Source organism: Methylobacterium iners (assembly GCF_022179305.1).
GTDB lineage: Bacteria > Pseudomonadota > Alphaproteobacteria > Rhizobiales > Beijerinckiaceae > Methylobacterium > Methylobacterium iners.
The window spans coordinates 1-24,200 of record NZ_BPQP01000094.1; the positions used below are offsets into that span (position 1 = coordinate 1).

Here is a 24,200-nt window from a genome sequence, read left to right on the forward strand (position 1 = left end):
GTCGCCGCCATCAACGATTAAGACCATCACGTCTTGCTGGGCGGGGCCGGTTTCGCGACCGACCCCGTTCGCATGTTCAAGCCTCGATACCGCCACTTGCATCCGCGCGCGCCTTGAGGCAATGACGGCCCGCGCAAGGCGCCTAGGAGTGTAGCTCAACTGGTCAGAGCGCCGGTCTCCAAAACCGGAGGTTGCGGGTTCGAGTCCCTCCACTCCTGCCAAGCGGGCCGCTGCTGATCGAGACGCCTGGCGCTTTCGGCGCGCAGTCGACAATCCGACAGACTTGCGCTAGAGCGGTCGCCTTCCGGGATCGATGGCTGCTATCGGTGAGGGCTTGAGCAAAGCCTTGACACCGCGCCCTTCAATTCCCGGGCGCTTTTTCCCTGTTGATGGCATCATGGCATCGAACGAACCGACCAAGAAACTGGACGTCGCGCGCGGCACTCCGCGCGGTGCGTCGATGCCGACGCCGCCGCGGGCCACCCCGCCCGCACGCCCGGCGCCGAAGCGCGTCGGTCCATTCGAGTTCCTGGCGCAGGTGCGGGACGAGGGCCGCAAGGTCACCTGGCCGACCCGGAAGGAGACGGTGGTGACCACCGTGATGGTCTTCATCATGGTCGTCGTCGCCAGCATCTTCTTCACGCTGGTCGATCAGGTGCTGCGCTACCTCGTGACCCTGATCCTCGGGGTTGGGGCCTAGAATCATCCGTTGCCGCGCTCCCAAGCGCGAAACGCCGTCAGGATTTGGTGAGAACCGTGTCGAAGCGCTGGTACATCGTCCACGCCTACTCGAATTTCGAGAACAAGGTCGCCCAGTCCATCAAGGATCAGGCGGCGCAGCGCGGGCTGATGGAGCTGTTCGACGAGGTCATGGTCCCGATCGAGAAGGTCGTGGAGGTGCGCCGCGGCCGCAAGGTCGATGCCGAGCGCAAGTTCTTCCCCGGCTACGTCCTCGTGAAATGCGACCTCACCGACGAGGTCTACCACCTCATCAAAAACACCCCGAAGGTCACGGGCTTCCTCGGCGCCGACAAGTCGAAGCCGGTGCCGATCCCGGATGCCGAGGCCGAGCGCATCAAGGGCCAGGTCGCCGAGGGCGTCGACCGTCCGAAGCCCTCGATCTCCTTCGAGATCGGCGAGACCGTCCGCGTTGCCGATGGGCCCTTCGCGACCTTCAACGGCACCGTCGAGGAGATCGACGAGGCACGCTCGCGCGTGAAGGTCGCCGTCTCGATCTTCGGCCGCGCGACGCCGGTCGAATTGGAATACGCCCAGGTCGAGAAGGCCTGATCGTAACGCCCGCCGCCGGTCGGCGGGCATCATCCGCGGGAGGCCCGCCCGGTTCGCCGCCGGGGTCCACGGTCCGCACCGCGACCTGCAACCGTCCGAACCGACCGCGCTGAGGCAGCCGGGCGGCGGACATCTCTTTGGGAGCAGTCCCTATGGCGAAGAAGATCACGGGCTACGTGAAGCTTCAGGTCCCGGCCGGCGCCGCCAATCCGTCGCCGCCGATCGGCCCCGCGCTCGGTCAGCGCGGCCTCAACATCATGGAATTCTGCAAGGCCTTCAATGCGAAGACCGCGCAGATCGAGAAGGGCACCCCGATCCCGGTGGTGATCACGGCCTACCAGGACCGGTCCTTCACCTTCGAGATGAAGCAGCCCCCGGTCACCTTCTTCCTGAAGAAGGCCGCCGGCCTGAAGATCGGCAAGAAGCCGGCTTCCGGCTCGAAGACGCCCGGCAAGGGCCCGACGGTCGGCAAGGTGACCGAAGCGCAGCTGCGCGAGATCGCCGAGAAGAAGATGCCCGACCTGAACTGCGATTCGGTGGATGCCGCCGTCGCGATGATCCGTGGCTCCGCGCGGGCCATGGGCCTCGACGTCGTCGCTTGAGGGGGAGGCAGCAATGGCACATGAAGGCAAGCGCATCCGCGCCGCCCGCGAGGGCATCGAAGCCACGAAGCTCTATCCGATCGCCGAGGCGATCAAGCTCGTGAAGGACAAGGCCAGCGCCAAGTTCGACGAGACCGTCGAGATCTCGATGAATCTCGGCGTCGACCCGCGTCACGCCGACCAGATGGTCCGCGGCGTCTGCAACCTGCCCAACGGCTCCGGCCGCACGGTGCGGGTGGCGGTCTTCGCCCGCGGCGCCAAGGCGGACGACGCCAAGGCGGCCGGCGCCGACATCGTCGGCGCGGAGGATCTCCTCGAGATCGTCCAGAGCGGCAAGATCGACTTCGACCGCTGCATCGCGACGCCGGACATGATGCCCCTCGTCGGGCGTCTCGGTAAGGTGCTCGGGCCCCGTGGCCTGATGCCGAACCCGAAGGTCGGCACCGTCACCATGGACGTGAAGGGTGCGGTCGCGGGCGCCAAGGGCGGCTCGGTGGAGTTCCGCGTCGAGAAGGCGGGCATCGTGCACGCCGGCATCGGCAAGGTCTCGTTCGACGCCGACAAGCTCGTCGAGAACATCAAGGCCTTCGCCGACGCGGTCTCCAAGGCCAAGCCCGCGGGCGCCAAGGGCACCTACATCCAGCGGATCGCCGTGACCTCCTCGATGGGTCCGGGCGTGAAGGTGGAGCCGGCCAGCGTGCTGACGGCCTGATCTGTCGGACGTCGTGAGTCTCGGAAGCGCCCGGCCCTCGTGGCCGGGCGTTTTCGTTTCAGACGGCGACCCCGCCGAGTCGCGCCTTCGCGGCCTGGGCAAGGAAACCCGATCGGCTCTCGCCGGTCATCGCTGCCGCCCGATCGATCCGCTTGAGCAGGTTTTCCTCGAGCGAAATGTTCACGCGGACGGCCTTTCCCGGCAGATCCACGTCGACCACGCCGATCAGCGCATCGACGTTGTCCTCACGGAAGGCCGGATCGTCTTTCAGCAATTCGAGCGACCGCACGGCGGGAATGTTCTCACCATCCTCTCACGCAGCGGAGGGCAGCAGCCCGAGCCGTCGTCCCGCCAGCAGCGTGACGGTGATCCCCGCGAACATCGCGATCGCGAAGACCCAGCCCGACACCGCGCCGGCCATGATCCCCGAGAGCAGCGTTCCGACGCTGCAGCCCAGCCCGGTCATGGCGCCCCAGCCGAGCAGGAGACCGCCGAGGAGGCCCCGCGAGGCCTGCCCGCCGGTCGGGATCGCCGGGCGGAACTGACCCGCCGCCAGGGCGGCGGCGAAGGCGGCGAGGACCAAGGCCAGGACGAAGGCGCCGTTCTGGGTCAGCAGCGCGTCGCGGACGAGGGTGGCGCAGCCGCGGAAGGCGTCGAGACCTTCGAGCCGCTCCGGCAGCAGGCCGAAGCTGCCAGCTGCCTGCCGGGTGCGCCCGCCGATCTCGGCCGTGACGCCGAGCGGTCCGACCCGGAGGTAGGCGAGGGTTCCGATCGCGCCGACGGCCAGCCCGCCGAGCCAGGTCGGCCAGCGCTCGACGAAGATCGCGTGCAGCGGGTCCACGGGCCGGGACCGCGGAGCGTCGGCCGGCCGCAGCCGGTAGAGGAGCGGCAGGGCGATCGCGGCGAGCAGCGCCAGGGTAAGCCCGAGGTTGCCCACATAGCCGAGATGGCGCGGCAGCCAGAGCACCGGCGCCTCCGAGACGCTGGCGAGGTAGAGCGGGTTCCAGGTGGCGAAGCCGAGCCCGAAGCCGAGGGCGGTGCCCAGGAGCGCGAAGGGCGCTGTCGGGGAGCCCTCGCCGAGGCGGTAGAGATGGGCGCTGATGCAGGAGCCGGAGATCGCCATGCCGGCGCCGAAAGCGGCGCCCGCCAGGGCGAGGATCGGCCCGACGGGTCCGATATGTGCGTCCGGCGGCAGGCGCGTCCCCGACGGATCGGGAAGCCAGGCGCCGAGCACGACGCTGTAGCCGGCCGCCCCGGCCGCCAGGGCCGCGAGGATGCCGAGCGCGCCGCGAGGGTCGCCACGGTCCATCAGGTCGCGCCACAGGCAGAAGAAGCAGAAGCGCGAGCGCTGCAGCACGAAGCCGAACAGGGCGCCGAAGGTCAGCGACAGCGCGAGGCGGGTGCTGCCGGGCTCGGCGGAGAGCCGCCACGCCCCAAGGCCGAGACCGAGGGCAATCAGGCTCGCTACGCCGGCCCTGACAGAAATGGCGAAGCGCCCGACCTCTCGGCCGGGCGCTTGCGTTGCTCCACCGGTGGCTGAGGTCACTTCCCGCCCCACACCGTGCCGGCCAGGTTGGTCACCGGAACCCCGACGGTGTTGCCATACTCGGTCCAGGACCCATCATAGTTGCGCACCGGATATCCGAGGATGCGGCTCAGCACGAACCAGGTGTGGCTTGAGCGCTCGCCGATCCGGCAGGAGGTGATCACCGGCTTCGATCCATCGATGCCGACCTCGGCATAGAGCGCCTTCAGCTCGGAGGGAGACTTGATCGTCCCGTCCGGATTGACCGCCTTGGCCCAGGGCACGTTCACCGAGCCGGGGATGTGGCCGGCCCGGACCGCGAGTTCCTGGAAGCCGGCCGGTGCGATGATCTTGCCCGAGAACTCGTCCGGCGAGCGAATGTCGACGATCTTCTCGTCGCGCTCCTTCCTGGCCACCGCGAGCACGTCGGCGAGGCGGGCGCGCTGAGCGTTGGAGACCGGCGTTACGGGGAAGCTGGAGGCCGCGACCTCGGCAGGCCTCGTGTCGAGTCCGCGCTTCTCGGCTTCCCACTTCTTACGGCCGCCGTCGAGCAGCTTCACGTTGTCGACGAGCCCGTACTGCGCGAAGACCCAGGCACCCCAGGCCGCAAACCAGTTGTTGTTGTCGCCGTAGAGGACGACGGTCGAATCGCGCTCGATGCCGAGGCGCCGCACCAGGGCGGCGAACTTCTCCGGGCCGGCGATATCGCGGCTGACCGTCTCGACGAGGTCGGTGTGCCAGACCACGTTCTGGGCGCCGGGTATGTGGCCGCGCTCATAGATGCCGGGCTCGACGCTGACCTCGACGATGCGAAGGTTCTTCGCGCCGAGGTTCTTCTCGAGCCACTCCGTGGAGACGAGGGGACCTTCGGCCGTCTGCGTCTGGGCGACGGCGTGGACGGGAGCTGCGGCAAGAGGAGCGGCGAGGGCTGCCAGGGCAAGCCGCAGGGCGAAGAGAGTTCTGGATGGCACGGCGATCTCCGGGACGGGCATACGAACGCGGGAGGACGCGTCGGCGCCGGGCTCACGCCTCGCCGACCCCATCCTCCACGCTCCTCGGTGGCCCTCGCCACCGAAAGTGAAAGGGTTTGCCAATCCCGCCCAAGCGGGACCGGTCCACATTGTGTCTTCGTGGAACCGCTCCGGTCAACGAAATCGGTTTTCAAAGATTCGCGTCGGCGGAGGAGGTCGTTCTCGGATTTATCCTTAAGACGCAGGTGATTATCCTGGCCCTCTGTCCGTCTAAGGAATTCGGATTGCGAGCGCCGCGCGGCTCTCGCGCGGGGACGCCACCGCAACGGGGGAGCGGCAAAAAACGTCGCTGCGAAAGCTGAGGCGGGGGTGATGTTTCCGGCCCAACCTGTGCTAGGTGAAGCGCCATGCGATGCACCCTCCCGGTCTCATCCCGCCGACGCATTCTCTGCGTTTTCCCCGCCTACACTCCCTCCTTCGGCACATTCTCCCACGCCTATCCGCTCATGGGCGGCGTCAAGGCGTTCATGCCGCCTCAGGGGCTCCTCCTGATCGCGGCCTACATGCCGGAGGCTTGGGAGTGCCGCTTCATCGACGAGAACATCAAGCGCGCCGGGCCCGCGGATTTCGCCTGGGCCGACGCCGTGTTCGTCTCGGGGATGCACATCCAGGCGCCGCAGATCCGGGACATCTACGCCCGGGCGCACGCAGCGGGGAAGCCGACGGTCCTCGGCGGGCCCTCGGTCTCGGGCTCGCCCGAGCAGTATCCCGAATTCGACTACCTGCATCTCGGCGAGATCGGCGACGCCACAGACCGGCTCGTGGAGATCCTCGACCGCGACGTCGCGATCCCCCCGGCGCAGGTCCGGCTGGAAACCAAGGAGCGTCTGCCGCTCTCGGACTTCCCCTCTCCGGCCTATGAGGCCGCACCGCTGAAGCGCTACCTGATCGGTTCGCTGCAATTCTCGTCAGGCTGCCCCTATCGCTGCGAGTTCTGCGACATCCCGCAGCTCTACGGCCGCCAGCCGCGCCTCAAGAGCCCCGAGCAGATGCTCGGCGAGCTCGACGCCATCATCTCACAGCCCGGCCACCCGGCGGTGGTCTACTTCGTCGACGACAACTTCATCGGCAACCGCAAGGCGACGAAGGACATGCTGCCCCACCTCGTGGAGTGGCAGAAGCGGAACGATTACCCGCTGCAATTCGCCTGCGAGGCGACGCTCAACATGGCCAAGCAGCCCGACATCCTCGAGCTGATGCGCCAGGCGAACTTCATGACCGTCTTCGTCGGCATCGAGACGCCGGAGGAGGACGCGCTCGCGGGCATCGACAAGAAGCACAACGCCGCGGTGCCGATGTACGAGGCGATCGAGACCCTCAACCGCTACGGGTTGGAGGTGACCTCCGGCATCATCCTGGGCCTGGACACCGACACGGACGGCTCCGAGCAGAAGCTCATCGACTTCATCGACAAGTCGGCGGTGCCGGTCCTGACGATGAACCTCCTCCAGGCGCTGCCCAAGACCCCGCTCTGGGACCGGCTGACCCGGGAGGGGCGCCTCGTCCACGACGCCGCGCTCGAATCGAACGTCCTGTTCAAGCGCCCGCACGACGATGTGGTGGCGAGCTGGCGCCGGGCCATCGCCCATGCCTACGAGGCCGAAAACATCTTCGCGCGCTTCAAGCACCAGGTCGAGGTCACCTATCCGAACCGGATCCGGACCCCGATCAAGGGGAAGCTGACCCGAACCAACCTGCGGCGCGGCTTGGTCCTCGGCTTCAACATCGCCCTGCAGGTCGGGCTGCTCTCCGATTACCGGCGCACCTTCTGGCGGGCGGCCGGCCATGCGCTCCGGCGCGGTCAGATCGAGGCGGTGTTCAACATGGGCTTCGTCGCCCATCACCTCATCCGTTTCACCCGCGAGGCGCTCCGGGGCGAGCACAACGCCTCGTTCTACGCCGCCAAGGCCGACCGCGAGCGAGAGAAGCGCCAGCCCTGGTGGCAGGCCGCACGGCGGTTCTTGCCGACGTAGCGGCGGACATCGCCAGCACTGCGAGATCGTCGGCGCTTCCTCGCGCCGCGATGCTGGGCGTCAGGTTCTCGTCGCGCGTTCGGGCTCGCCATTCGCATCGGGATCCCAGTCCATGGAAGTTGCTGTGTTCAACGCCTTTGATTTTTGTTGAGCATGAGGCATGTTCAACAAAGTTGACCCGCGTTGAGCATGCCCTTCCGACGCCACTCCCCCATCGCCCACGCGGCTTGGCACGACCTGCTGCGTTCGTTGCAGGACGATGCCGCGAGCGATCTGCGCGGCACGCCCACCCGCGTGGAGCGCAACGGCCGATGCTACTGGTACGACAGCTATCGAGTCGGGACGTCCGTCCGGAAGGCCTATATCGGCGAGGACAGCGCGGACCTGCGTCGTCGCTTAGCGCGGGCGGCGGACCTTCGCAGCCAACGGGATGAGAGGCGCCGCGAGCGGGCGCGGCTGATCCGGATCCTGCGAGCCGAAGGATTCATGGGCGTCGATGCCGCCACAGGCAGTCTGCTCGCGGCCCTGGCGAGCGCCGGCGTCTTTCGGCTGGGGGGCACCCTCGTCGGTACGCACGCCTTCCGGCTTTACGAAGGGGTGCTGGGTGTGCGCTACGCCTTCGATCAGGCGGCGCAGACGAACGACGTCGATATCGCGAGTTTCGAGCGACTCTCTCTCGCCCTGGGCGATACCGTCTCCGAGCCGCTGCAATCCGTCCTGCGGGACTTCGCCTTCGAGCCCGTGCCGACATTGGACCCAGGTTTGGCCTGGCGCTGGCGGCAGACCCGTGCCGACCTTCTGGTCGAGTTCCTGACACCCTCGTTCGAGGCCGAAGAAGGCTTGCGGCCGCTCGCGGCGCTCGGCGTGCACGCCCAGGCTCTTCACTTCCTCAACTTCGTGCTGGCCGAGCCGATCTCGGTGCCCGTCACCTACCGCAGCGGCGTCGTGGTCCAGGTTCCCCGTCCGGAGCGCTTCGCCATCCATAAGCTCATCGTTGCCGACCGCCGCAGGGAAGGCGCGGATAGCCTCAAATCGGTCAAGGACCGCCTACAGGCGGCCTTTCTCATCGAGATCCTGGCCGAGGACCGTCCCGACGACCTGCTTGAAGCCTGGGAAACGGCCCGCGCCGCCGGCCCGCGATGGCGCGAGCGCCTTGATGCCTCGCTGGCACGCTTGCCGGATACACGCCGCCGGCTGCAGCAGCTCTCCGTCACGGGAGAAGGCGCAGCATGAACGCTCGATGAAACGCTTGCCTGCGACGCATTTATCGCGCGCTGCCTCTTGGCATGGGCCGTGCGACTCTCTATAGACCGCGCTCCACGTATTCATCCACGAGAAAGGAATCGGCCGATCGGTCGAATTCCGTTTGAGATGCCGTCTGGGCGACCAGGCGGTTTTGGCCGGCAGGTCTTGAGGGGCGACAAGCCTCCCAGGGCTTCGTCCGGCCATGTCCTGTCCGAGACTGCAGGCGCCGGGCGACCGGCTTAATCCGCAAAGCCTGCACAGACGGGGAAGACCGAATTTCACACCCGAGCTGCCTCGCGATCCGCGCGGCGTCGAGGATGTCGGTTTGAACCATCTCGCCCGTGCCGCCCGCCCGCGAGGGAGGCCGGTAGGGGACAGGGCCGTGAAGCGTCGTTCGAGGGCGTTCCGGCTGTCGTTTCAGTCGCGTTTCGTCCCGGGCGGCAAGTGCAACCGGCGGACCCGCTCCAGGGTTCCGCCAACCGGAGAGAGCCCCAGTGGACCGGACAGCTAAAGCTGATCTCGTCTCGACGCTCAACGGCGTGTTCGCGAACACGGCCGTCGTCGTCGTGGCCCACTACAAGGGCCTCACGGTCGCCGACATGCAGAAGCTGCGCTCGCAGATGAAGCAGGCCGGCGCCACCGTGAAGGTCACCAAGAACCGCCTCGCCAACATCGCTCTCGATGGCACGGACGTCGCCTCCATCAAGCCCCTCCTGAAGGGCCCGACCCTGCTCGCTTATTCGAGCGATCCGGTCGCGGCCGCCAAGGTGGCGGTGGATTTCGCCAAGGCCAACGAGAAGCTCGTGATCCTCGGCGGCGCGATGGGAACGACTGCCCTGAACCCGGACGGTGTGAAGGCTCTGGCCCAGCTCCCGTCCCTCGACGAACTGCGCGCCAAGATCGTGGGCCTCATCCAGGCTCCCGCGACCAAGATCGCCCAGGTCGTCAACGCACCGGCGGCCAAGCTCGCCCGCGTGTTCGGGGCCTATGCCACCAAGGACGAAGCGGCCTGAGGCCGTTCACCCCTTCAAAAACCATCCGTTCAAACCGATATCTGAAGGAACATTTCCATGGCTGATCTTGCCAAGCTCGTCGACGACCTGTCGTCGCTCACCGTCCTCGAAGCCGCCGACCTCGCCAAGCTCCTCGAAGAGAAGTGGGGCGTCTCGGCCGCCGCGGCCGTCGCCGTCTCCGCCGGCCCGGCCGCCGGTGGTGGCGCTGCCGCCGCCGTCGAGGAGCAGACCGAGTTCACGGTCATGCTCGCTGCCGCCGGCGACAAGAAGATCGAGGTCATCAAGGAGGTCCGCGCGATCACCGGCCTCGGCCTCAAGGAAGCCAAGGACCTCGTCGAGGCGGCCCCCAAGGCCGTCAAGGAGTCCGTCACCAAGGACGAGGCCGAGAAGATCAAGGCTCAGCTCGAGAAGGCCGGCGCCAAGGTCGAGCTCAAGTAAGGGCACGATGGACCTGTCCGGGTCCATCAAGGTCCGGCGGTCCCGTCAGGGGCCGTCAGCAATCCAGGCCCGCGGGTTTCGACCCGTGGGCCAAGGTCGCTTCTAAGCAAGCCCGCTTCGAGATGGCCTGACTGGCCCGGCAACGGGCCTCAAGATTGGATTTCGGGTGGGACTGGTCCGGCGGGGCTGGCTCATCGCCTGGTCGCGGGAGGCGTGTCGCCTTCCCCGGGCACCCGGTACGCAGGAATGGTGGAGCGAGGTCACACATGGCCAACACGCTGGTCGGTCGCAAGCGCATTCGCAAGTTCTTCGGCAAGATCAAGGAAGTGGCCGAGATGCCGAACCTCATCGAGGTTCAGAAGGCGTCCTACGACCAGTTCCTGATGATGGACGAGCCGGAGGGCGGCCGGGGCGACGAGGGCCTGCAGACCGTGTTCAAGTCGGTCTTCCCGATCTCCGACTTCTCGGCCACCGCGCTCCTCGAATTCGTCAAGTATACCTTCGAGCAGCCGAAATACGATGTCGACGAGTGCCGCCAGCGCGGCATCACCTTCGCGGCGCCCCTCAAGGTGACGCTGCGCCTCATCGTGTTCGACGTCGATCCGGACACGGGTGCGAAGTCCGTCAAGGACATCAAGGAGCAGGACGTCTACATGGGCGACATGCCCCTGATGACGGAGAACGGCACCTTCATCGTCAACGGCACCGAGCGCGTCATCGTCAGTCAGATGCACCGCTCGCCGGGCGTGTTCTTCGACCACGACAAGGGCAAGACCCACTCGTCGGGCAAGCTGCTGTTTGCCGCGCGCATCATCCCGTATCGCGGCTCCTGGCTCGACGTCGAGTTCGACGCCAAGGACATCGTGCATGTCCGCATCGACCGGAAGCGCAAGCTCCCTGTCACCTCGCTGCTGTTCGCGCTCGGCCTCGACGGCGAGGAGATCCTGTCGACCTTCTACAACCGCGTGGTCTACGACCGCGACGGCGCCGACTGGCGCGTGCCGTTCGATGCCGAGCGCCTGAAAGGCTTCAAGGCCTCCGTCGACCTCGTCGACGCGGAATCCGGCGAGGTCGTGCTCGAGGCCGGCAAGAAGCTGAACGCCCGCAATGCCCGCCAGATCAGCGAGCGCGGCGTCAAGTTCCTGCGCGCCACGGACGAGGACCTCTACGGCCAGTACATCGCCGAGGACCTCGTCAACCCGAAGACCGGCGAGATCTGGGCAGAGGCCGGCGACGAGATTTCCGACAAGCTCCTGAAGGCGCTCGAGGATGTCGGCGTCGCCGAACTGCCCGTGCTCGACATCGATCACGTCAATGTCGGTCCCTACATCCGCAACACGCTCGCCGTCGACAAGAACTCGTCCCGCGAGGGCGCGCTGTTCGACATCTACCGCGTGATGCGCCCGGGCGAGCCGCCGACCCTCGACACGGCGGAGGCGATGTTCCACTCGCTGTTCTTCGATCCCGAGCGCTACGACCTCTCGGCGGTCGGCCGCGTGAAGATGAACATGCGCCTCGACCTCGACGCCGAGGACACCGTGCGTACGCTGCGCCGCGAGGACATGCTCGCCGTGGTCAAGGCGCTGGTGGACCTGCGCGACGGCAAGGGCGAGATCGACGACATCGACCATCTCGGCAACCGCCGGGTGCGCTCGGTCGGCGAGCTCATGGAGAACCAGTATCGCCTGGGTCTCCTGCGCATGGAGCGCGCCATCAAGGAGCGCATGTCGTCCGTCGACATCGACACCGTGATGCCGCAGGACCTCATCAACGCGAAGCCCGCGGCCGCGGCCGTGCGCGAGTTCTTCGGCTCGTCGCAGCTGTCGCAGTTCATGGACCAGACCAACCCGCTGTCGGAAGTGACGCACAAGCGCCGCCTCTCGGCGCTCGGCCCGGGCGGTCTGACCCGCGAGCGCGCCGGCTTCGAGGTGCGCGACGTGCACCCGACCCATTACGGCCGCATCTGCCCGATCGAGACGCCGGAAGGCCCGAATATCGGCCTGATCAACTCGCTCGCAACCTTCGCGCGGGTGAACAAGTACGGCTTCATCGAGACGCCCTTCCGTCGCGTGAAGGACGGCGTTGTGACGGACGAGGTCGCCTACCTCTCCGCGATGGAGGAGGCGAAGTACTTCGTCGCCCAGGCCAACGCCCAGATGGACGAGAACCGCAAGCTGACGGAGGACCTCGTGGTCTGCCGTCGGGCCGGCGACGTCATCGTCGTGGCGCCCGACCGCGTCGACCTGATGGACGTGAGCCCGAAGCAGCTCGTCTCCGTGGCGGCCGCGCTGATCCCGTTCCTCGAGAACGACGACGCGAACCGCGCGCTGATGGGCTCGAACATGCAGCGCCAGGCGGTGCCGCTGGTCCGCGCCGACGCGCCCTTCGTCGGCACCGGCATGGAGGCGGTCGTCGCGCGCGATTCCGGCGCGGCCATCGCGGCCCGGCGCACGGGCATCGTCGACCAGGTCGACGCCACCCGTATCGTCATCCGGGCCACCGAGGAGGCCGACGCCAACAAGCCCGGCGTCGACATCTACCGCCTGCAGAAGTTCCAGCGCTCGAACCAGTCGACCTGCATCACGCAGAAGCCGCTGGTGCGCGTCGGCGAGGCCGTGCGGAAGGGCGAGATCATCGCCGACGGTCCCTCGACGGAGTTCGGCGAGCTGGCGCTCGGCCGGAACGTGCTCGTCGCGTTCATGCCGTGGAACGGCTACAACTTCGAGGACTCGATCCTGCTCTCCGAGCGGATCGTGAAGGATGACGTGTTCACCTCGATCCACATCGAGGAATTCGAGGTGATGGCCCGCGACACCAAGCTCGGGCCGGAGGAGATCACCCGCGACATCCCGAACGTCTCGGAGGAGGCGCTCAAGAACCTCGACGAGGCCGGCATCGTCTATATCGGCGCCGAGGTCCACGCCGGCGACATCCTGTGCGGCAAGATCACCCCGAAGGGCGAGAGCCCGATGACGCCGGAGGAGAAGCTCCTGCGCGCCATCTTCGGCGAGAAGGCCTCGGACGTGCGCGATACCTCGCTGCGGGTGCCGCCCGGCGTCACGGGCACGATCGTCGAGGTTCGGGTGTTCAACCGCCACGGCGTCGACAAGGACGAGCGCGCCCAGGCGATCGAGCGCGAGGAGATCGAGCGCCTCGCCAAGGATCGCGACGACGAGCAGGCGATCCTCGACCGCAACACCTATGCCCGCCTGTCGGGCGTGCTGATCGGTCAGGCGCCGATCGCCGGCCCGAAGGGCTTCAAGAAGGACACCACGCTGACGCGGGAGCTCATCAACGAGTACCCGCGCTCGCAATGGTGGCAGTTCGCCGTGATCGACGACCGTCTCATGACCGAGATGGAAGCGATGCAGAAGCAGTACGACGAGTCGAAGAAGCGTCTCGAGCAGCGCTTCCTCGACAAGGTCGAGAAGCTGCAGCGCGGCGACGAGCTGCCCCCCGGCGTCATGAAGATGGTCAAGGTCTTCGTGGCGGTGAAGCGCAAGATCCAGCCCGGCGACAAGATGGCGGGCCGCCACGGCAACAAGGGCGTCGTCTCGCGGATCGTGCCGATCGAGGACATGCCGTTCCTGGAGGACGGGACGCATGCCGACATCGTGCTCAACCCGCTTGGCGTGCCGAGCCGCATGAACGTGGGCCAGATCCTGGAGACTCACCTGGGCTGGGCGGCGGCCGGCCTCGGCCGCAAGGTCGGCCAGGCGGTCGACGCCTACCTACGCAATCAGGACATCGAGCCCCTGCGGACGGAGATGAAGGCCATCTACTCCCCGTCCGAGCTCGAAGGGCTCTCCGACGAGGATCTGGCGGAGGCCGGCAACAACGTCCGCCGCGGCGTGCCGATGGCGACGCCGGTCTTCAACGGCGCCAAGGAGGCCGACATCGAGGCGATGCTGGAGATGGCTGGTCTCGACCGGTCGGCCCAGTCGACCCTCTATGACGGCCGCACCGGCGAGCCCTTCGACCGCAAGGTGACGATGGGCTACATCTACATGCTGAAGCTGCACCACCTCGTGGACGACAAGATCCACGCCCGGTCGATCGGCCCGTACTCGCTCGTCACCCAGCAGCCGCTGGGCGGCAAGGCGCAGTTCGGCGGTCAGCGCTTCGGCGAGATGGAGGTCTGGGCATTGGAGGCCTACGGCGCGGCCTACACGCTGCAGGAGATGCTGACGGTGAAGTCGGACGACGTCGCCGGCCGCACCAAGGTCTACGAGGCGATCGTCCGCGGCGACGACACCTTCGAGGCCGGCATCCCCGAGTCGTTCAACGTGCTCGTCAAGGAGATGCGTTCGCTCGGCCTCAACGTCGAGCTGACCTCGGCCAAGAAGACCGCCAACGACCAGATCGAGCCACCTGCCGAGGCGGCCGAGTAGGACCAGGCTCCCGTGCCGGCCTCAGCGGCCGGCACGGTTCGAGCGGGAAGGGGCAGTTCCTTCCGAAGACGGCCAGCGGCGACCCGGCCGGTCGCGGCGCCGATAAGGTTTGATACGTGGTCGGCCCCTCGTTCGAGGGCGCGCCGCGTCAGCAGGAGCGGATCATGAACCAAGAGGTCATGAATCTTTTCAACCAGCAGGCTCAGCCCCAGAGCTTCGACCAGATCAAGATTTCGATCTCCAGCCCTGAGAAGATCCTCTCGTGGTCCTTCGGCGAGATCAAGAAGCCCGAGACGATCAACTACCGGACGTTCAAGCCCGAGCGCGACGGCCTGTTCTGCGCGCGGATCTTCGGACCGATCAAGGACTACGAGTGCTTGTGCGGCAAGTACAAGCGCATGAAGTACAAGGGCGTCATCTGCGAGAAGTGCGGCGTCGAGGTCACCCTTGCGCGCGTGCGGCGCGACCGCATGGGCCATATCGAGCTCGCCGCGCCCGTCGCCCATATCTGGTTCCTGAAGTCGCTGCCGAGCCGCATCGGCCTCCTGCTCGACATGGCGCTCAAGGATCTCGAGCGGATCCTCTACTTCGAGTCCTACGTCACCATCGAGCCGGGCCTCACCCCCCTCAAGGAGCGTCAGCTCCTGTCGGAGGAGGAATACCTGCGCGCGCAGGAGGAGTATGGCGAGGATTCGTTCACGGCGATGATCGGCGCGGAAGCCATTCGCCGCATCCTTCAGGAGCTCGACCTCGACGGGATCGCGAACTCCCTGCGCGAGGAGATCGCCACGACGACCTCCGAGCTGAAGCCCAAGAAGCTTCTCAAGCGCCTGAAGATCATCGAGGCCTTCCAGATGTCGGGCAACAAGCCCGAATGGATGATCCTCACCGTGGTGCCGGTGATCCCGCCGGACCTGCGCCCGCTCGTCCCTCTCGACGGCGGCCGCTTCGCCACGTCCGATCTCAACGACCTCTACCGCCGCGTGATCAACCGCAACAACCGCCTCAAGCGGCTGATCGAGCTGCGCGCGCCCGACATCATCATCCGCAACGAGAAGCGGATGCTGCAGGAGGCGGTCGACGCGCTGTTCGACAACGGCCGCCGCGGCCGCGTCATCACGGGCGCCAACAAGCGTCCGCTGAAGTCGCTCGCCGACATGCTGAAGGGCAAGCAGGGCCGGTTCCGTCAGAACCTGCTCGGCAAGCGCGTCGACTACTCGGGTCGTTCCGTTATCGTCGTCGGCCCGGAGCTGAAGCTGCACCAGTGCGGCCTGCCCAAGAAGATGGCGCTGGAGCTGTTCAAGCCCTTCATCTACGCGCGCCTCGACGCCAAGGGATTCTCCGCCACCGTCAAGCAGGCGAAGAAGCTCGTCGAGAAGGAGAAGCCCGAGGTCTGGGACATCCTGGACGAGGTCATCCGCGAGCACCCGGTGATGCTCAACCGCGCGCCCACGCTCCACCGCCTCGGCATCCAGGCCTTCGAGCCCAAGCTGATCGAGGGCAAGGCGATCCAGCTGCACCCGCTCGTCTGCGCGGCCTTCAACGCCGACTTCGACGGCGACCAGATGGCCGTGCACGTTCCGCTGAGCCTCGAGGCTCAGCTGGAGGCGCGCGTGCTGATGATGTCGACCAACAACATCCTGCACCCGGCCAACGGCCAGCCGATCATCGTTCCCTCGCAGGATATCGTGCTCGGCCTCTACTACCTCTCGATCGTGGCCGAGGGCGCCGTCGGCGCCTTCGACGGGACCAGCAAGACGAACCCGATGCAGGGCGTCTACGGCAACATCGGCGAGCTCGAGCACGCTCTCGCCGCCGGCGCGGTCAAGCTGCATTCGAAGATCAAGTGGCGCTGGAAGGGCATCGGCCCGGACGGCGAGCCGCTGACGAAGACCTACGACACCACGCCGGGCCGCGTGATCCTCTCGGGTGCCCTGCCGCTGCACAAGAACGTGCCCTTCGACGTCGTCAACAAGCTGATGACCAAGAAGGAGATCTCGGCGATGATCGACACCGTCTACCGCCATTGCGGTCAGAAGGAATCGGTCATCTTCTGCGACCGGATCATGGGGCTGGGCTTCAACCACGCGTTCAAGGCCGGCATCTCGTTCGGCAAGGACGACATGGTCGTGCCCGACAACAAGTGGCCGATCGTCGACGACACCCGCGCGCTCGTGAAGGATTACGAGCAGCAGTACAATGACGGCCTGATCACCCAGGGCGAGAAGTACAACAAGGTCGTCGATGCCTGGGCGAAGTGCTCGGACAGGCTCGCCGCCGAGATGATGAACCGCATCTCGACCGTGCAGAAGGACGAGAACGGCGCCGACAAGCAGGTCAACTCGATCTACATGATGAGCCATTCGGGTGCGCGCGGTTCGCCGGCGCAGATGAAGCAACTCGCCGCGATGCGCGGCCTGATGGCCAAGCCCTCGGGCGAGATCATCGAGACGCCAATCATCTCGAACTTCAAGGAAGGCCTCGACGTGCTCGAGTACTTCAACTCCACCCACGGCGCCCGCAAGGGCCTCGCGGACACGGCGTTGAAGACTGCGAACTCAGGGTATCTCACCCGCCGCCTCGTCGACGTGGCGCAGGATGCGGTCATCCGCGAGGTCGATTGCGGCACGACGAACGGCATCCGCATGCGCGCCATCGTCGATGCGGGTCAGGTCGTGGCACCGCTCGCGATCCGCATCCTCGGCCGCGCCACGGCCGAGGACCTCGTCGCGCAGGACGGCACGGTGATCGTGAAGACCGGCGAGACGATCGAGGAGAAGCACCTGCCCGCCATCGCGGCGGCCGGAATCCAGGAGGTGAAGATCCGCTCGGTGCTCGTCTGCGCCACCAAGAGCGGCGTCTGCGCCACCTGCTACGGGCGCGACCTCGCCCGCGGCACGCCCGTCAACATGGGCGAGGCCGTCGGCGTCATCGCGGCGCAGTCGATCGGCGAGCCGGGCACCCAGCTCACCATGCGCACCTTCCACATCGGCGGCGCCGCCCAGATCGCCGACTCGTCTTTCATCGAGTCGAGCTTCGAGGGCACGATCAAGATCCGCAACCGGGCTCTTGCCCGGAACACGGACGGCGATCTCGTCGCCACCGGCCGCAACGTGGCCGTCGTGATCGTGGGCTCGGACGGCGCCGAGCGCGCCGTCCACCGCCTGCAATACGGCGCCAAGCTGCGGGTCGACGAGGGCGACAAGGTCAAGCGCGGCCAGCGCATCGCCGAGTGGGACCCCTACACCCGTCCGATCATCACCGAGACGGACGGCGTGGTGGCCTACGAGGACCTGATCGACGGCCAGTCGATCACGGAGACCACCGACGAATCGACCGGCATCGCCAAGCGCGTCGTCATCGACTGGCGCGGCACGGCGCGGACCGCCGACCTCAAGCCTGCGATGATCGTGCAGGACAAGGACGGCAAGCCGATGAAGCTGCCGCGCGGCTCGGACGCCCGCTACTTCCTGCCCGTCGACGCCATCATCGGCTACGATCCGGGTGCGAAGGTGAAGGCCGGCGACATCTTGGCCCGCGTCTCCACCGACTCGGCCAAGACCCGCGACATCACCGGCGGTCTGCCGCGGGTGGCGGAGCTGTTCGAGGCGCGTCGTCCGAAGGACGCGGCGATCATCGCCGAGAAGTCGGGCACGATCCAGTTCGGGCGCGACTACAAGAACAAGCGTCGCCTGACGCTGACGCCGCATGACGGTTCGGAGGCTGTCGAGTACCTGATCCCCAAGGGCAAGCACATCCACTTGCAGGATGGGGACGTGGTGGAGCTCGGCGACTACATCGTCGACGGCAACCCGGCGCCGCACGACATCCTGGCGATCAAGGGCGTGGAGGAGCTTGCCGCCTACCTCGTCAACGAGATCCAGGAGGTCTACCGGCTTCAGGGCGTGTCCATCAACGACAAGCACATCGAGGTCATCGTCCGGCAGATGCTGCAGAAGGTGGAGATCACCGACGGCGGCGATTCCGACATCCTGACAGGCGACCAGATCGACCGGACGGAGCTGACCGAGGTCAACGAGAAGCTGCTCGCCGAGGGCAAGAAGCCGGTCCAGGGCGTCCCCGTCCTGCTCGGTATCACCAAGGCCTCGCTGCAGACGAAGTCCTTCATCTCGGCGGCCTCGTTCCAGGAGACCACGCGCGTCCTCACGGAGGCGGCGGTCAACGGCAAGGTCGACCAGCTCGAAGGCTTGAAGGAGAACGTGATCGTCGGCTCGCTCATCCCCGCCGGTACCGGCTCGATGGCGGCCGACATCCGGGCCATCGCCCGGCGCCGCGACGCCATGATCCTTCAGCAGAAGGCGGCCGAGAGCGGCGCGCAGCAGCTCAGCGAGCTGCCGCCCGCGGCGGAGTAGGGTCGATCACCGGAAGCGTCGAGAAAGGGGTCGCCCAAAGCGGCCCCTTTCCTATTGAGCGGTACGGTTCGGGGCAGGGGCAATGGATCAGGGACAGAGATACGCGGCGTTCCGGGCCCTGCACGAGCGCCCGGGCGCCTTCGTCGTTCCCAATCCCTGGGACGCCGGCACGACTCGGATCCTGACAGCTCTCGGCTTCGAGGCCCTCGCGACGACTAGCGCGGGCTACGCCTTCTCGGTCGGGCGCCGCACCTCCGCGGGCGCCCTTTCGCGCGAGGAGGTGCTGGAGAACGCACGCGCCATCGCGGCGGCGACCCATCTCCCCGTCTCGGCTGACCTCGAGGACGGGTTCGGGCGCGATCCTGAGACCTGCGCCGAGACGATCCGGCTGGCGGCCGAGGCCGGGCTCGTCGGCGGCTCCATCGAGGATGCCACGGGCAATCCCGACGATCCGATCTTTCCCTTCGATCTCGCCGTGGAGCGCATCGCCGCGGCGGCGGAAGCCGCCCGCGACCGCCTCGTGCTCACGGCCCGGGCGGAGAACTTCCTGCATGGCCGCGCCGACCTCGACGACACGATCCGCCGCCTGCAGGCCTTCGTCGCGGCGGGGGCCGACGTCGTCTACGCGCCGGGACTGCCGAGCCTCGATGCGATCCGAGAGGTCTGCGCGGCCGTCGCGAGGCCCGTCAACGTCGTCATGGGCCTGAACCGGGTCCTCTTCAGCGTTGCCGAGCTGGAAGCCGTCGGCGTGAAGCGGATCAGCGTCGGCGGTGCCTTCGCGCGCGCCGCGCTCGGCGCCTTCGTCGAAGCGGCGCGCGAGGTGAGGGAGAAGGGGACCTTCCGCTTCGCCGAGGCCGCGATCACGAACGCCGAGGCGAGCGCCTACATGACGTGAAGGGTACGACCGTCCCTCTTCACTCGCCGAAAAGCGCCGGCTACTGGATTGACGGCAAAAAATTATCGTGCGACATTGATTTCATCATCTTTGATGAGGTCATGTCGCCATCCCCACGCTCCTTGCCACCGCATCGTCGTCCGTCCTGGCGCTCACCCGGATCCGGCGCATCGGACAGGTCGGACGCGTTCTCGCCCTTCTCGCCATCGTTGTGGCCGTCGGCGGCTTCGTCTGGGCTTGGTCGGACCCGGCGCTGATCGAGCGGGCGGCGCGGGCGCATCTCGGCCTCACCGAGCAGACCGTCACGCTGACGCCCCGCGTATTCGCCCTCATGCTCCTCTTGAGCCTCATTCCCTTGGCTCTGTTCGTGTACGGCATGGCGAATGTCGCGCGGCTGTTCCACGCCTTCGCCCGTGGACGGGTCTTCGCGCTCGAGAATGCCGAGGCGGTCGCGCGCATCGGCTGGACCTTTGTCGTCTCGGGGCTTGCCGCTTCGCCGCTCCGGACGCTGCTCGGCCTCGTCCTTGCCCTCGACAACCTCCCGGGCCACCGCTCGCTTACCGTCGCCTTCAGCCTGGAGACCCTCGCCAACGTCGTGACGGGCGTCGGCCTCGTCGCCATCGCCGTCGTGATCCGCGAGGCGGTGCGGCTTCACGACGAGAACCGGCAGTTCGTCTGAACCCGCGCCATGCCGATCATCGTCAATCTCGACGTGATGCTCGCGCGCCGGAAGATGCGCTCGAAGGAGCTCGCGGCGCGCATCGGGCTGACCGAGCAGAACGTCTCGCTCCTCAAATCCGGAAAGGTGAAGGGCATCCGCTTCGAGACCTTGGAGCGCATCTGCACCGTCCTGCAATGCCAGCCGGGCGACATCCTCGAATACGAGGGCGAGCACGCGCCGGCTCGGCTCGACGAGCCCGCAGCCTGACGGCAGCACGCGTCCCACCGGATCAGAGCCATCCTCGGCGTGCCCCAGTGAAGGAGTTCCAGTGATGAGAATGTGGGTCGACGCCTCCCTCGTCCTCGTGACGGCCGGATGCCAGTCCATCGACTGGGAAGCCGGGCTTCACCGGGGCCTTCTGTCGAGCTGCCGCGCCTCCGAAGACCGGCAGCACTTCCGATCGCCGGGCGAGCCCAATCCTTGCCGAACGGAGGCGTCGAGCCGGAACCCGCTCGACCGACCGCCGCGATGACGATGGGCGGCCCCGCCGCGGCGCCAGGGAGCGAGGTCTCACAGCCTCGCTTCCCTCTACGAAGAGAAGCCGCCTTCAGGGTTGACGCGCATCGAATCTCCCCCTATCAGGCCCTCATTGAACGGCTGGCCGTAGGCGGTAGCCGATCGCATTGCTTCCTCGAAGCCGCGATCCAGACCGCCTAGACGCGACCGATATTCAAACTGACGAACACGTGTCAGCCCGGCACGACCGCTGGTAACACCGGTGGTCCTCTGCTCGCAACGACGCGCCAAAGGCTGTTCTCAGCCTGGGGCGCGGTTTTGCGTTTCGGCGCATCGCTCACGCGATGCCGGGCAGCGTTCGACACGCACACTTGGAATTCGACCGCCGCCCGAGGGCAGCGTGTTGCGAGAGGATTGGCATGCCGACGATCAACCAGCTGATCGCCCAGCCGCGTAAGGCTCAGAAGGCCCGCAACAAGGTGCCGGCGCTCGACGCCTGCCCGCAGAAGCGCGGCGTCTGCACCCGCGTCTACACGACGACCCCGAAGAAGCCGAACTCGGCGCTCCGCAAGGTCGCCAAGGTCCGCCTCACCAACGGCTTCGAGGTCATCGGCTACATCCCCGGCGAGGGCCACAACCTTCAGGAACACTCCGTGGTGATGATCCGCGGCGGCCGCGTGAAGGATCTGCCGGGCGTGCGCTACCACATCCTGCGCGGCGTGCTCGACACCCAGGGCGTCAAGGGCCGCAAGCAGCGCCGTTCGAAGTACGGCGCCAAGCGGCCGAAGTAAGGCATTCGCGCACCCAGCAAGGATGTCGCCGGCCTCGTGCTCAAGGCGGCCTGCGCTGGGTGGTTCAGACTAGACCAAGACCGATACGGAGCGAGCGATGTCCCGCCGCCATTCTGCTGAGAAGCGTGAGATCATTCCGGACGCCAAGTACGGCGACGTCGTCCTGACCAAGTTCATGAACTCCATCATGTACGAGGGCAAGAAGTCGACGGCCGAGCGGATCGTCTACGGCGCGTTCGACATCGTCGAGAACCGTGCCCGCGCGAACCCGATCGAGGTGTTCCGCGCCGCGCTCGACAACGTCGCTCCGGCGATCGAGGTGCGCTCTCGCCGCGTCGGCGGCGCGACCTACCAAGTTCCCGTCGAGGTCCGCACGGAGCGCCGCCAGGCGCTGGCAATCCGCTGGCTCATCCAGGCAGCCCGCTCGCGCAACGACCGCACCATGATCGAGCGCCTCTCCGCAGAGCTCCTCGACGCGGCCAACAACCGCGGCAACGCCGTCAAGAAGCGGGAAGACACGCACCGGATGGCGGAAGCCAACCGCGCCTTCTCGCACTACCGCTGGTAAGCGGCCTCAGGACTCTTCAGGAGCAATCCGATGCCCCGTACGCACGCGATCGAGGACTACCGCAACTTCGGTATCATGGCGCATATCGACGCCGGCAAGACCACGACCACCGAGCGGATCCTCTACTACACCGGCAAGTCCCATAAGATCGGCGAAGTCCACGACGGCGCCGCGACCATGGACTGGATGGAGCAGGAGCAGGAGCGCGGCATCACAATCACGTCGGCCGCGACGACGTGCTTCTGGCGCGACAAGCGCCTCAACATCATCGACACCCCCGGCCACGTCGACTTCACCATCGAGGTGGAGCGCTCGCTCCGCGTGCTCGACGGCGCCGTGTGCGTGCTCGACGGCAACCAGGGCGTCGAGCCGCAGACCGAGACCGTGTGGCGTCAGGCCGACAAGTACGACGTGCCGCGCGTCGTGTTCGTCAACAAGATGGACAAGATCGGCGCCGACTTCTTCAAGTGCGTGGCCGACATCATCGACCGTGTCGCCGGCAAGCCCGTCTGCCTTCAGCTGCCGATCGGGGCCGAGAACAGCTTCACCGGCGTCATCGATCTCATCAAGATGAAGGCCGTCGTCTGGACCAGCGAGCAGCTCGGGGCCGACTTCTCCGAGAAGGAAATCCCGGCCGATCTGCTCGATCAGGCCGTCGAGTACCGGCTCAAGCTCGTCGAGGCCTGCGTCGAGATGGATGACGATGCCATGACGGCCTACCTCGACGGCGTCGAGCCGGACGAGGAGACGATGCGCCGCCTCGTGCGCACCGCCGTGCAGCGCCGCGCCTTCCATCCCGTGCTCTGCGGCTCGGCCTTCAAGAACAAGGGCGTGCAGCCGCTCCTGGATGCCGTCGTCGACTACCTGCCGTCTCCCAAGGATCGCGGCGAGATCAAGGGCATCGACTTCAAGACCGAGGAGCCGGTGATCCGTCGTCCGCTGGACGAGGAGCCCTTCTCCATGCTCGGCTTCAAGATCATGGATGACCCCCACGTCGGCACGATCACCTTCTGCCGCGTTTACTCGGGCAAGATCGAGTCGGGGGCCAACGTCATTAACTCGACGCGCGACAAGAAGGAGCGCGTCGGCCGCATGCTCCTGATGCACGCCAACAACCGCGAGGACGTCAAGGAAGCCTTTGCCGGCGACATCGTCGCGCTCGCTGGCCTCAAGGACACCCGCACCGGCGACACGCTCTGCGACCCGCAGAAAGCCGTGATCCTGGAGAAGATGGAGTTCCCCGAGCCCGTCATCGAGATCGCCGTCGAGCCGAAGTCGAAGGCCGACCAGGAGAAGCTCGGCATCGCGCTCGCCAAGCTGGCTGCCGAGGATCCGTCCTTCCGCGTCTCCACGGACCAGGAATCAGGCCAGACCATCCTCAAGGGCATGGGCGAGCTCCACCTCGACATCAAGGTCGACATCCTGCGTCGTACCTACAAGGTGGACGCCAATATCGGCGCGCCGCAGGTGGCCTATCGCGAGAAGCTCACGAAGCGGACCGAGATCGACTACACCCACAAGAAGCAGACCGGCGGCACCGGCCAGTTCGCGCGGGTGAAGTTCGTGGTCGAGCCGAACGAGCCGGGCAAGGGCTTCGAGTTCAACTCGAAGATCATCGGCGGCTCGGTGCCCAAGGAGTACATCCCGGGCGTCGAGAAGGGCCTGAACTCCGTGTTGGGCGCCGGCATCCTCGCCGGCTTCCCGGTGGTCGACATCAAGGTCGAGCTGATCGACGGCGCCTATCATGACGTCGATTCCTCGGCGCTCGCCTTCGAGATCGCGTCCCGCGCGGCGCTCCGCGAGGCCCTTCAGAAGGGCGGATCGGTGCTGCTCGAGCCGGTGATGAAGGTCGAGGTCGTCTCGCCGGAGGAGTACACCGGCTCGGTCATCGGCGACCTGAACTCCCGTCGCGGGCAGATCCAGGGCCAGGACATGCGCGGCAACGCCAACGTCATCAACGCGATGGTGCCGCTCGCCAACATGTTCGGCTACGTGAACCAGCTGCGCTCCTTCAGCCAGGGCCGCGCGAACTTCACGATGCAGTTCGACCATTACGAAGAGGTGCCGCGCGGCGAGGCCGAGAAGGTCGTCGCCAAGTACGCCTAACGGCGTATCGCAGCAGCATCTCACCCCATCATTCGATTAGACGGAGGCTACGATGGCCAAAGAGAAGTTT

The 24,200-nt window shown here is 66.8% G+C and carries 18 protein-coding genes, 1 tRNA gene and 2 pseudogenes; 18 read left to right on the forward strand and 3 right to left on the reverse strand.

Annotation, left to right across the window (positions count from 1 at the left end; all coding sequences use genetic code 11):
* Positions 1–144 precede the first annotated feature (144 nt).
* From MFF55_RS24055 to rplA, 5 genes are all read left to right on the forward strand, one after another.
* Positions 145–221 (forward strand) — tRNA-Trp (locus MFF55_RS24055).
* A 176-nt stretch (positions 222–397) separates the two neighbouring features.
* The gene (secE, locus tag MFF55_RS24060; protein ID WP_238246648.1) at positions 398–700 is read left to right on the forward strand and encodes a preprotein translocase subunit SecE; all 303 of its coding nucleotides are present in this window, start codon (positions 398–400) and stop codon (positions 698–700) included.
* Between the two features lie 56 nt (positions 701–756).
* Positions 757–1,290, forward strand: a complete 534-nt coding sequence (gene nusG, locus MFF55_RS24065; protein WP_238246649.1) for a transcription termination/antitermination protein NusG — start codon at positions 757–759, stop codon at positions 1,288–1,290.
* 152 nt (positions 1,291–1,442) lie between these two features.
* Positions 1,443–1,892 carry a 50S ribosomal protein L11 gene (gene rplK, locus MFF55_RS24070; protein ID WP_150966892.1) on the forward strand — a complete coding sequence of 150 codons (450 nt, stop codon included), beginning with the start codon at positions 1,443–1,445 and terminating at the stop codon, positions 1,890–1,892.
* Between the two features lie 13 nt (positions 1,893–1,905).
* On the forward strand, positions 1,906–2,604 hold the full coding sequence (rplA, locus tag MFF55_RS24075; RefSeq protein ID WP_238246650.1) for a 50S ribosomal protein L1: 699 nt from the start codon (positions 1,906–1,908) through the stop codon (positions 2,602–2,604).
* Positions 2,605–2,662: 58 nt separating this feature from the next.
* On the opposite strand, the pseudogene MFF55_RS24080 reads toward rplA, so the two are convergent.
* The 3 genes and pseudogenes from MFF55_RS24080 to MFF55_RS24090 form a co-directional block, all read right to left on the reverse strand.
* A pseudogene (locus MFF55_RS24080) lies at positions 2,663–2,905 on the reverse strand (type II toxin-antitoxin system HicB family antitoxin); the annotation flags it as partial.
* Between the two features lie 12 nt (positions 2,906–2,917).
* Positions 2,918–4,150 (reverse strand): YeeE/YedE thiosulfate transporter family protein, encoded by a 1,233-nt coding sequence (locus tag MFF55_RS24085; protein WP_238246652.1) that lies wholly within the window; start codon positions 4,148–4,150, stop codon positions 2,918–2,920.
* Positions 4,147–5,121, reverse strand: a complete 975-nt coding sequence (locus MFF55_RS24090; protein ID WP_373874864.1) for a sulfurtransferase — start codon at positions 5,119–5,121, stop codon at positions 4,147–4,149. Before MFF55_RS24090 ends, MFF55_RS24085 begins: the two co-directional genes overlap by 4 nt.
* Positions 5,122–5,507: 386 nt before the next feature.
* Here MFF55_RS24090 and MFF55_RS24095 point away from each other — a divergent pair, with 386 nt between their 5' ends.
* From MFF55_RS24095 to fusA, 13 genes and pseudogenes are all read left to right on the forward strand, one after another.
* Positions 5,508–7,133, forward strand: coding sequence for a B12-binding domain-containing radical SAM protein (locus MFF55_RS24095; RefSeq protein WP_238246654.1), 1,626 nt, complete (start codon positions 5,508–5,510; stop codon positions 7,131–7,133).
* A gap of 189 nt (positions 7,134–7,322) precedes the next feature.
* Positions 7,323–7,514 (forward strand): annotated as a pseudogene (locus tag MFF55_RS27340) (DUF6788 family protein); the annotation flags it as partial.
* Positions 7,515–7,619: 105 nt separating this feature from the next.
* Entirely contained in the window at positions 7,620–8,366 is a 747-nt protein-coding gene (locus MFF55_RS24100; RefSeq protein WP_306421471.1) for a nucleotidyltransferase family protein, read from the forward strand.
* A gap of 506 nt (positions 8,367–8,872) precedes the next feature.
* Complete coding sequence (gene rplJ / locus MFF55_RS24105) at positions 8,873–9,391, forward strand: 50S ribosomal protein L10 (protein WP_238246656.1); 519 nt, start codon at positions 8,873–8,875, stop codon at positions 9,389–9,391.
* Positions 9,392–9,448: 57 nt separating this feature from the next.
* On the forward strand, positions 9,449–9,829 hold the full coding sequence (gene rplL, locus MFF55_RS24110) for a 50S ribosomal protein L7/L12 (protein WP_238246657.1): 381 nt from the start codon (positions 9,449–9,451) through the stop codon (positions 9,827–9,829).
* Between the two features lie 266 nt (positions 9,830–10,095).
* Positions 10,096–14,220 carry a DNA-directed RNA polymerase subunit beta gene (gene rpoB, locus MFF55_RS24115; protein ID WP_238246658.1) on the forward strand — a complete coding sequence of 1,375 codons (4,125 nt, stop codon included), beginning with the start codon at positions 10,096–10,098 and terminating at the stop codon, positions 14,218–14,220.
* A gap of 164 nt (positions 14,221–14,384) precedes the next feature.
* Positions 14,385–18,593, forward strand: coding sequence for a DNA-directed RNA polymerase subunit beta' (gene rpoC, locus MFF55_RS24120; RefSeq protein WP_238246659.1), 4,209 nt, complete (start codon positions 14,385–14,387; stop codon positions 18,591–18,593).
* An 82-nt stretch (positions 18,594–18,675) separates the two neighbouring features.
* Complete coding sequence (locus tag MFF55_RS24125; protein WP_238246660.1) at positions 18,676–19,488, forward strand: isocitrate lyase/PEP mutase family protein; 813 nt, start codon at positions 18,676–18,678, stop codon at positions 19,486–19,488.
* Between the two features lie 211 nt (positions 19,489–19,699).
* Positions 19,700–20,167: a DUF2975 domain-containing protein gene (locus tag MFF55_RS24130; protein WP_238246661.1), complete on the forward strand. Its 468-nt coding sequence runs from the start codon at positions 19,700–19,702 to the stop codon at positions 20,165–20,167.
* A gap of 9 nt (positions 20,168–20,176) precedes the next feature.
* Complete coding sequence (locus MFF55_RS24135) at positions 20,177–20,416, forward strand: helix-turn-helix domain-containing protein (protein ID WP_238246662.1); 240 nt, start codon at positions 20,177–20,179, stop codon at positions 20,414–20,416.
* A gap of 668 nt (positions 20,417–21,084) precedes the next feature.
* On the forward strand, positions 21,085–21,456 hold the full coding sequence (gene rpsL / locus MFF55_RS24140) for a 30S ribosomal protein S12 (RefSeq protein WP_055885344.1): 372 nt from the start codon (positions 21,085–21,087) through the stop codon (positions 21,454–21,456).
* Between the two features lie 97 nt (positions 21,457–21,553).
* Positions 21,554–22,024, forward strand: coding sequence for a 30S ribosomal protein S7 (rpsG, locus tag MFF55_RS24145; RefSeq protein ID WP_238246663.1), 471 nt, complete (start codon positions 21,554–21,556; stop codon positions 22,022–22,024).
* Positions 22,025–22,054: 30 nt separating this feature from the next.
* Entirely contained in the window at positions 22,055–24,130 is a 2,076-nt protein-coding gene (fusA, locus tag MFF55_RS24150; protein ID WP_238246664.1) for an elongation factor G, read from the forward strand.
* Positions 24,131–24,200 lie beyond the last annotated feature (70 nt).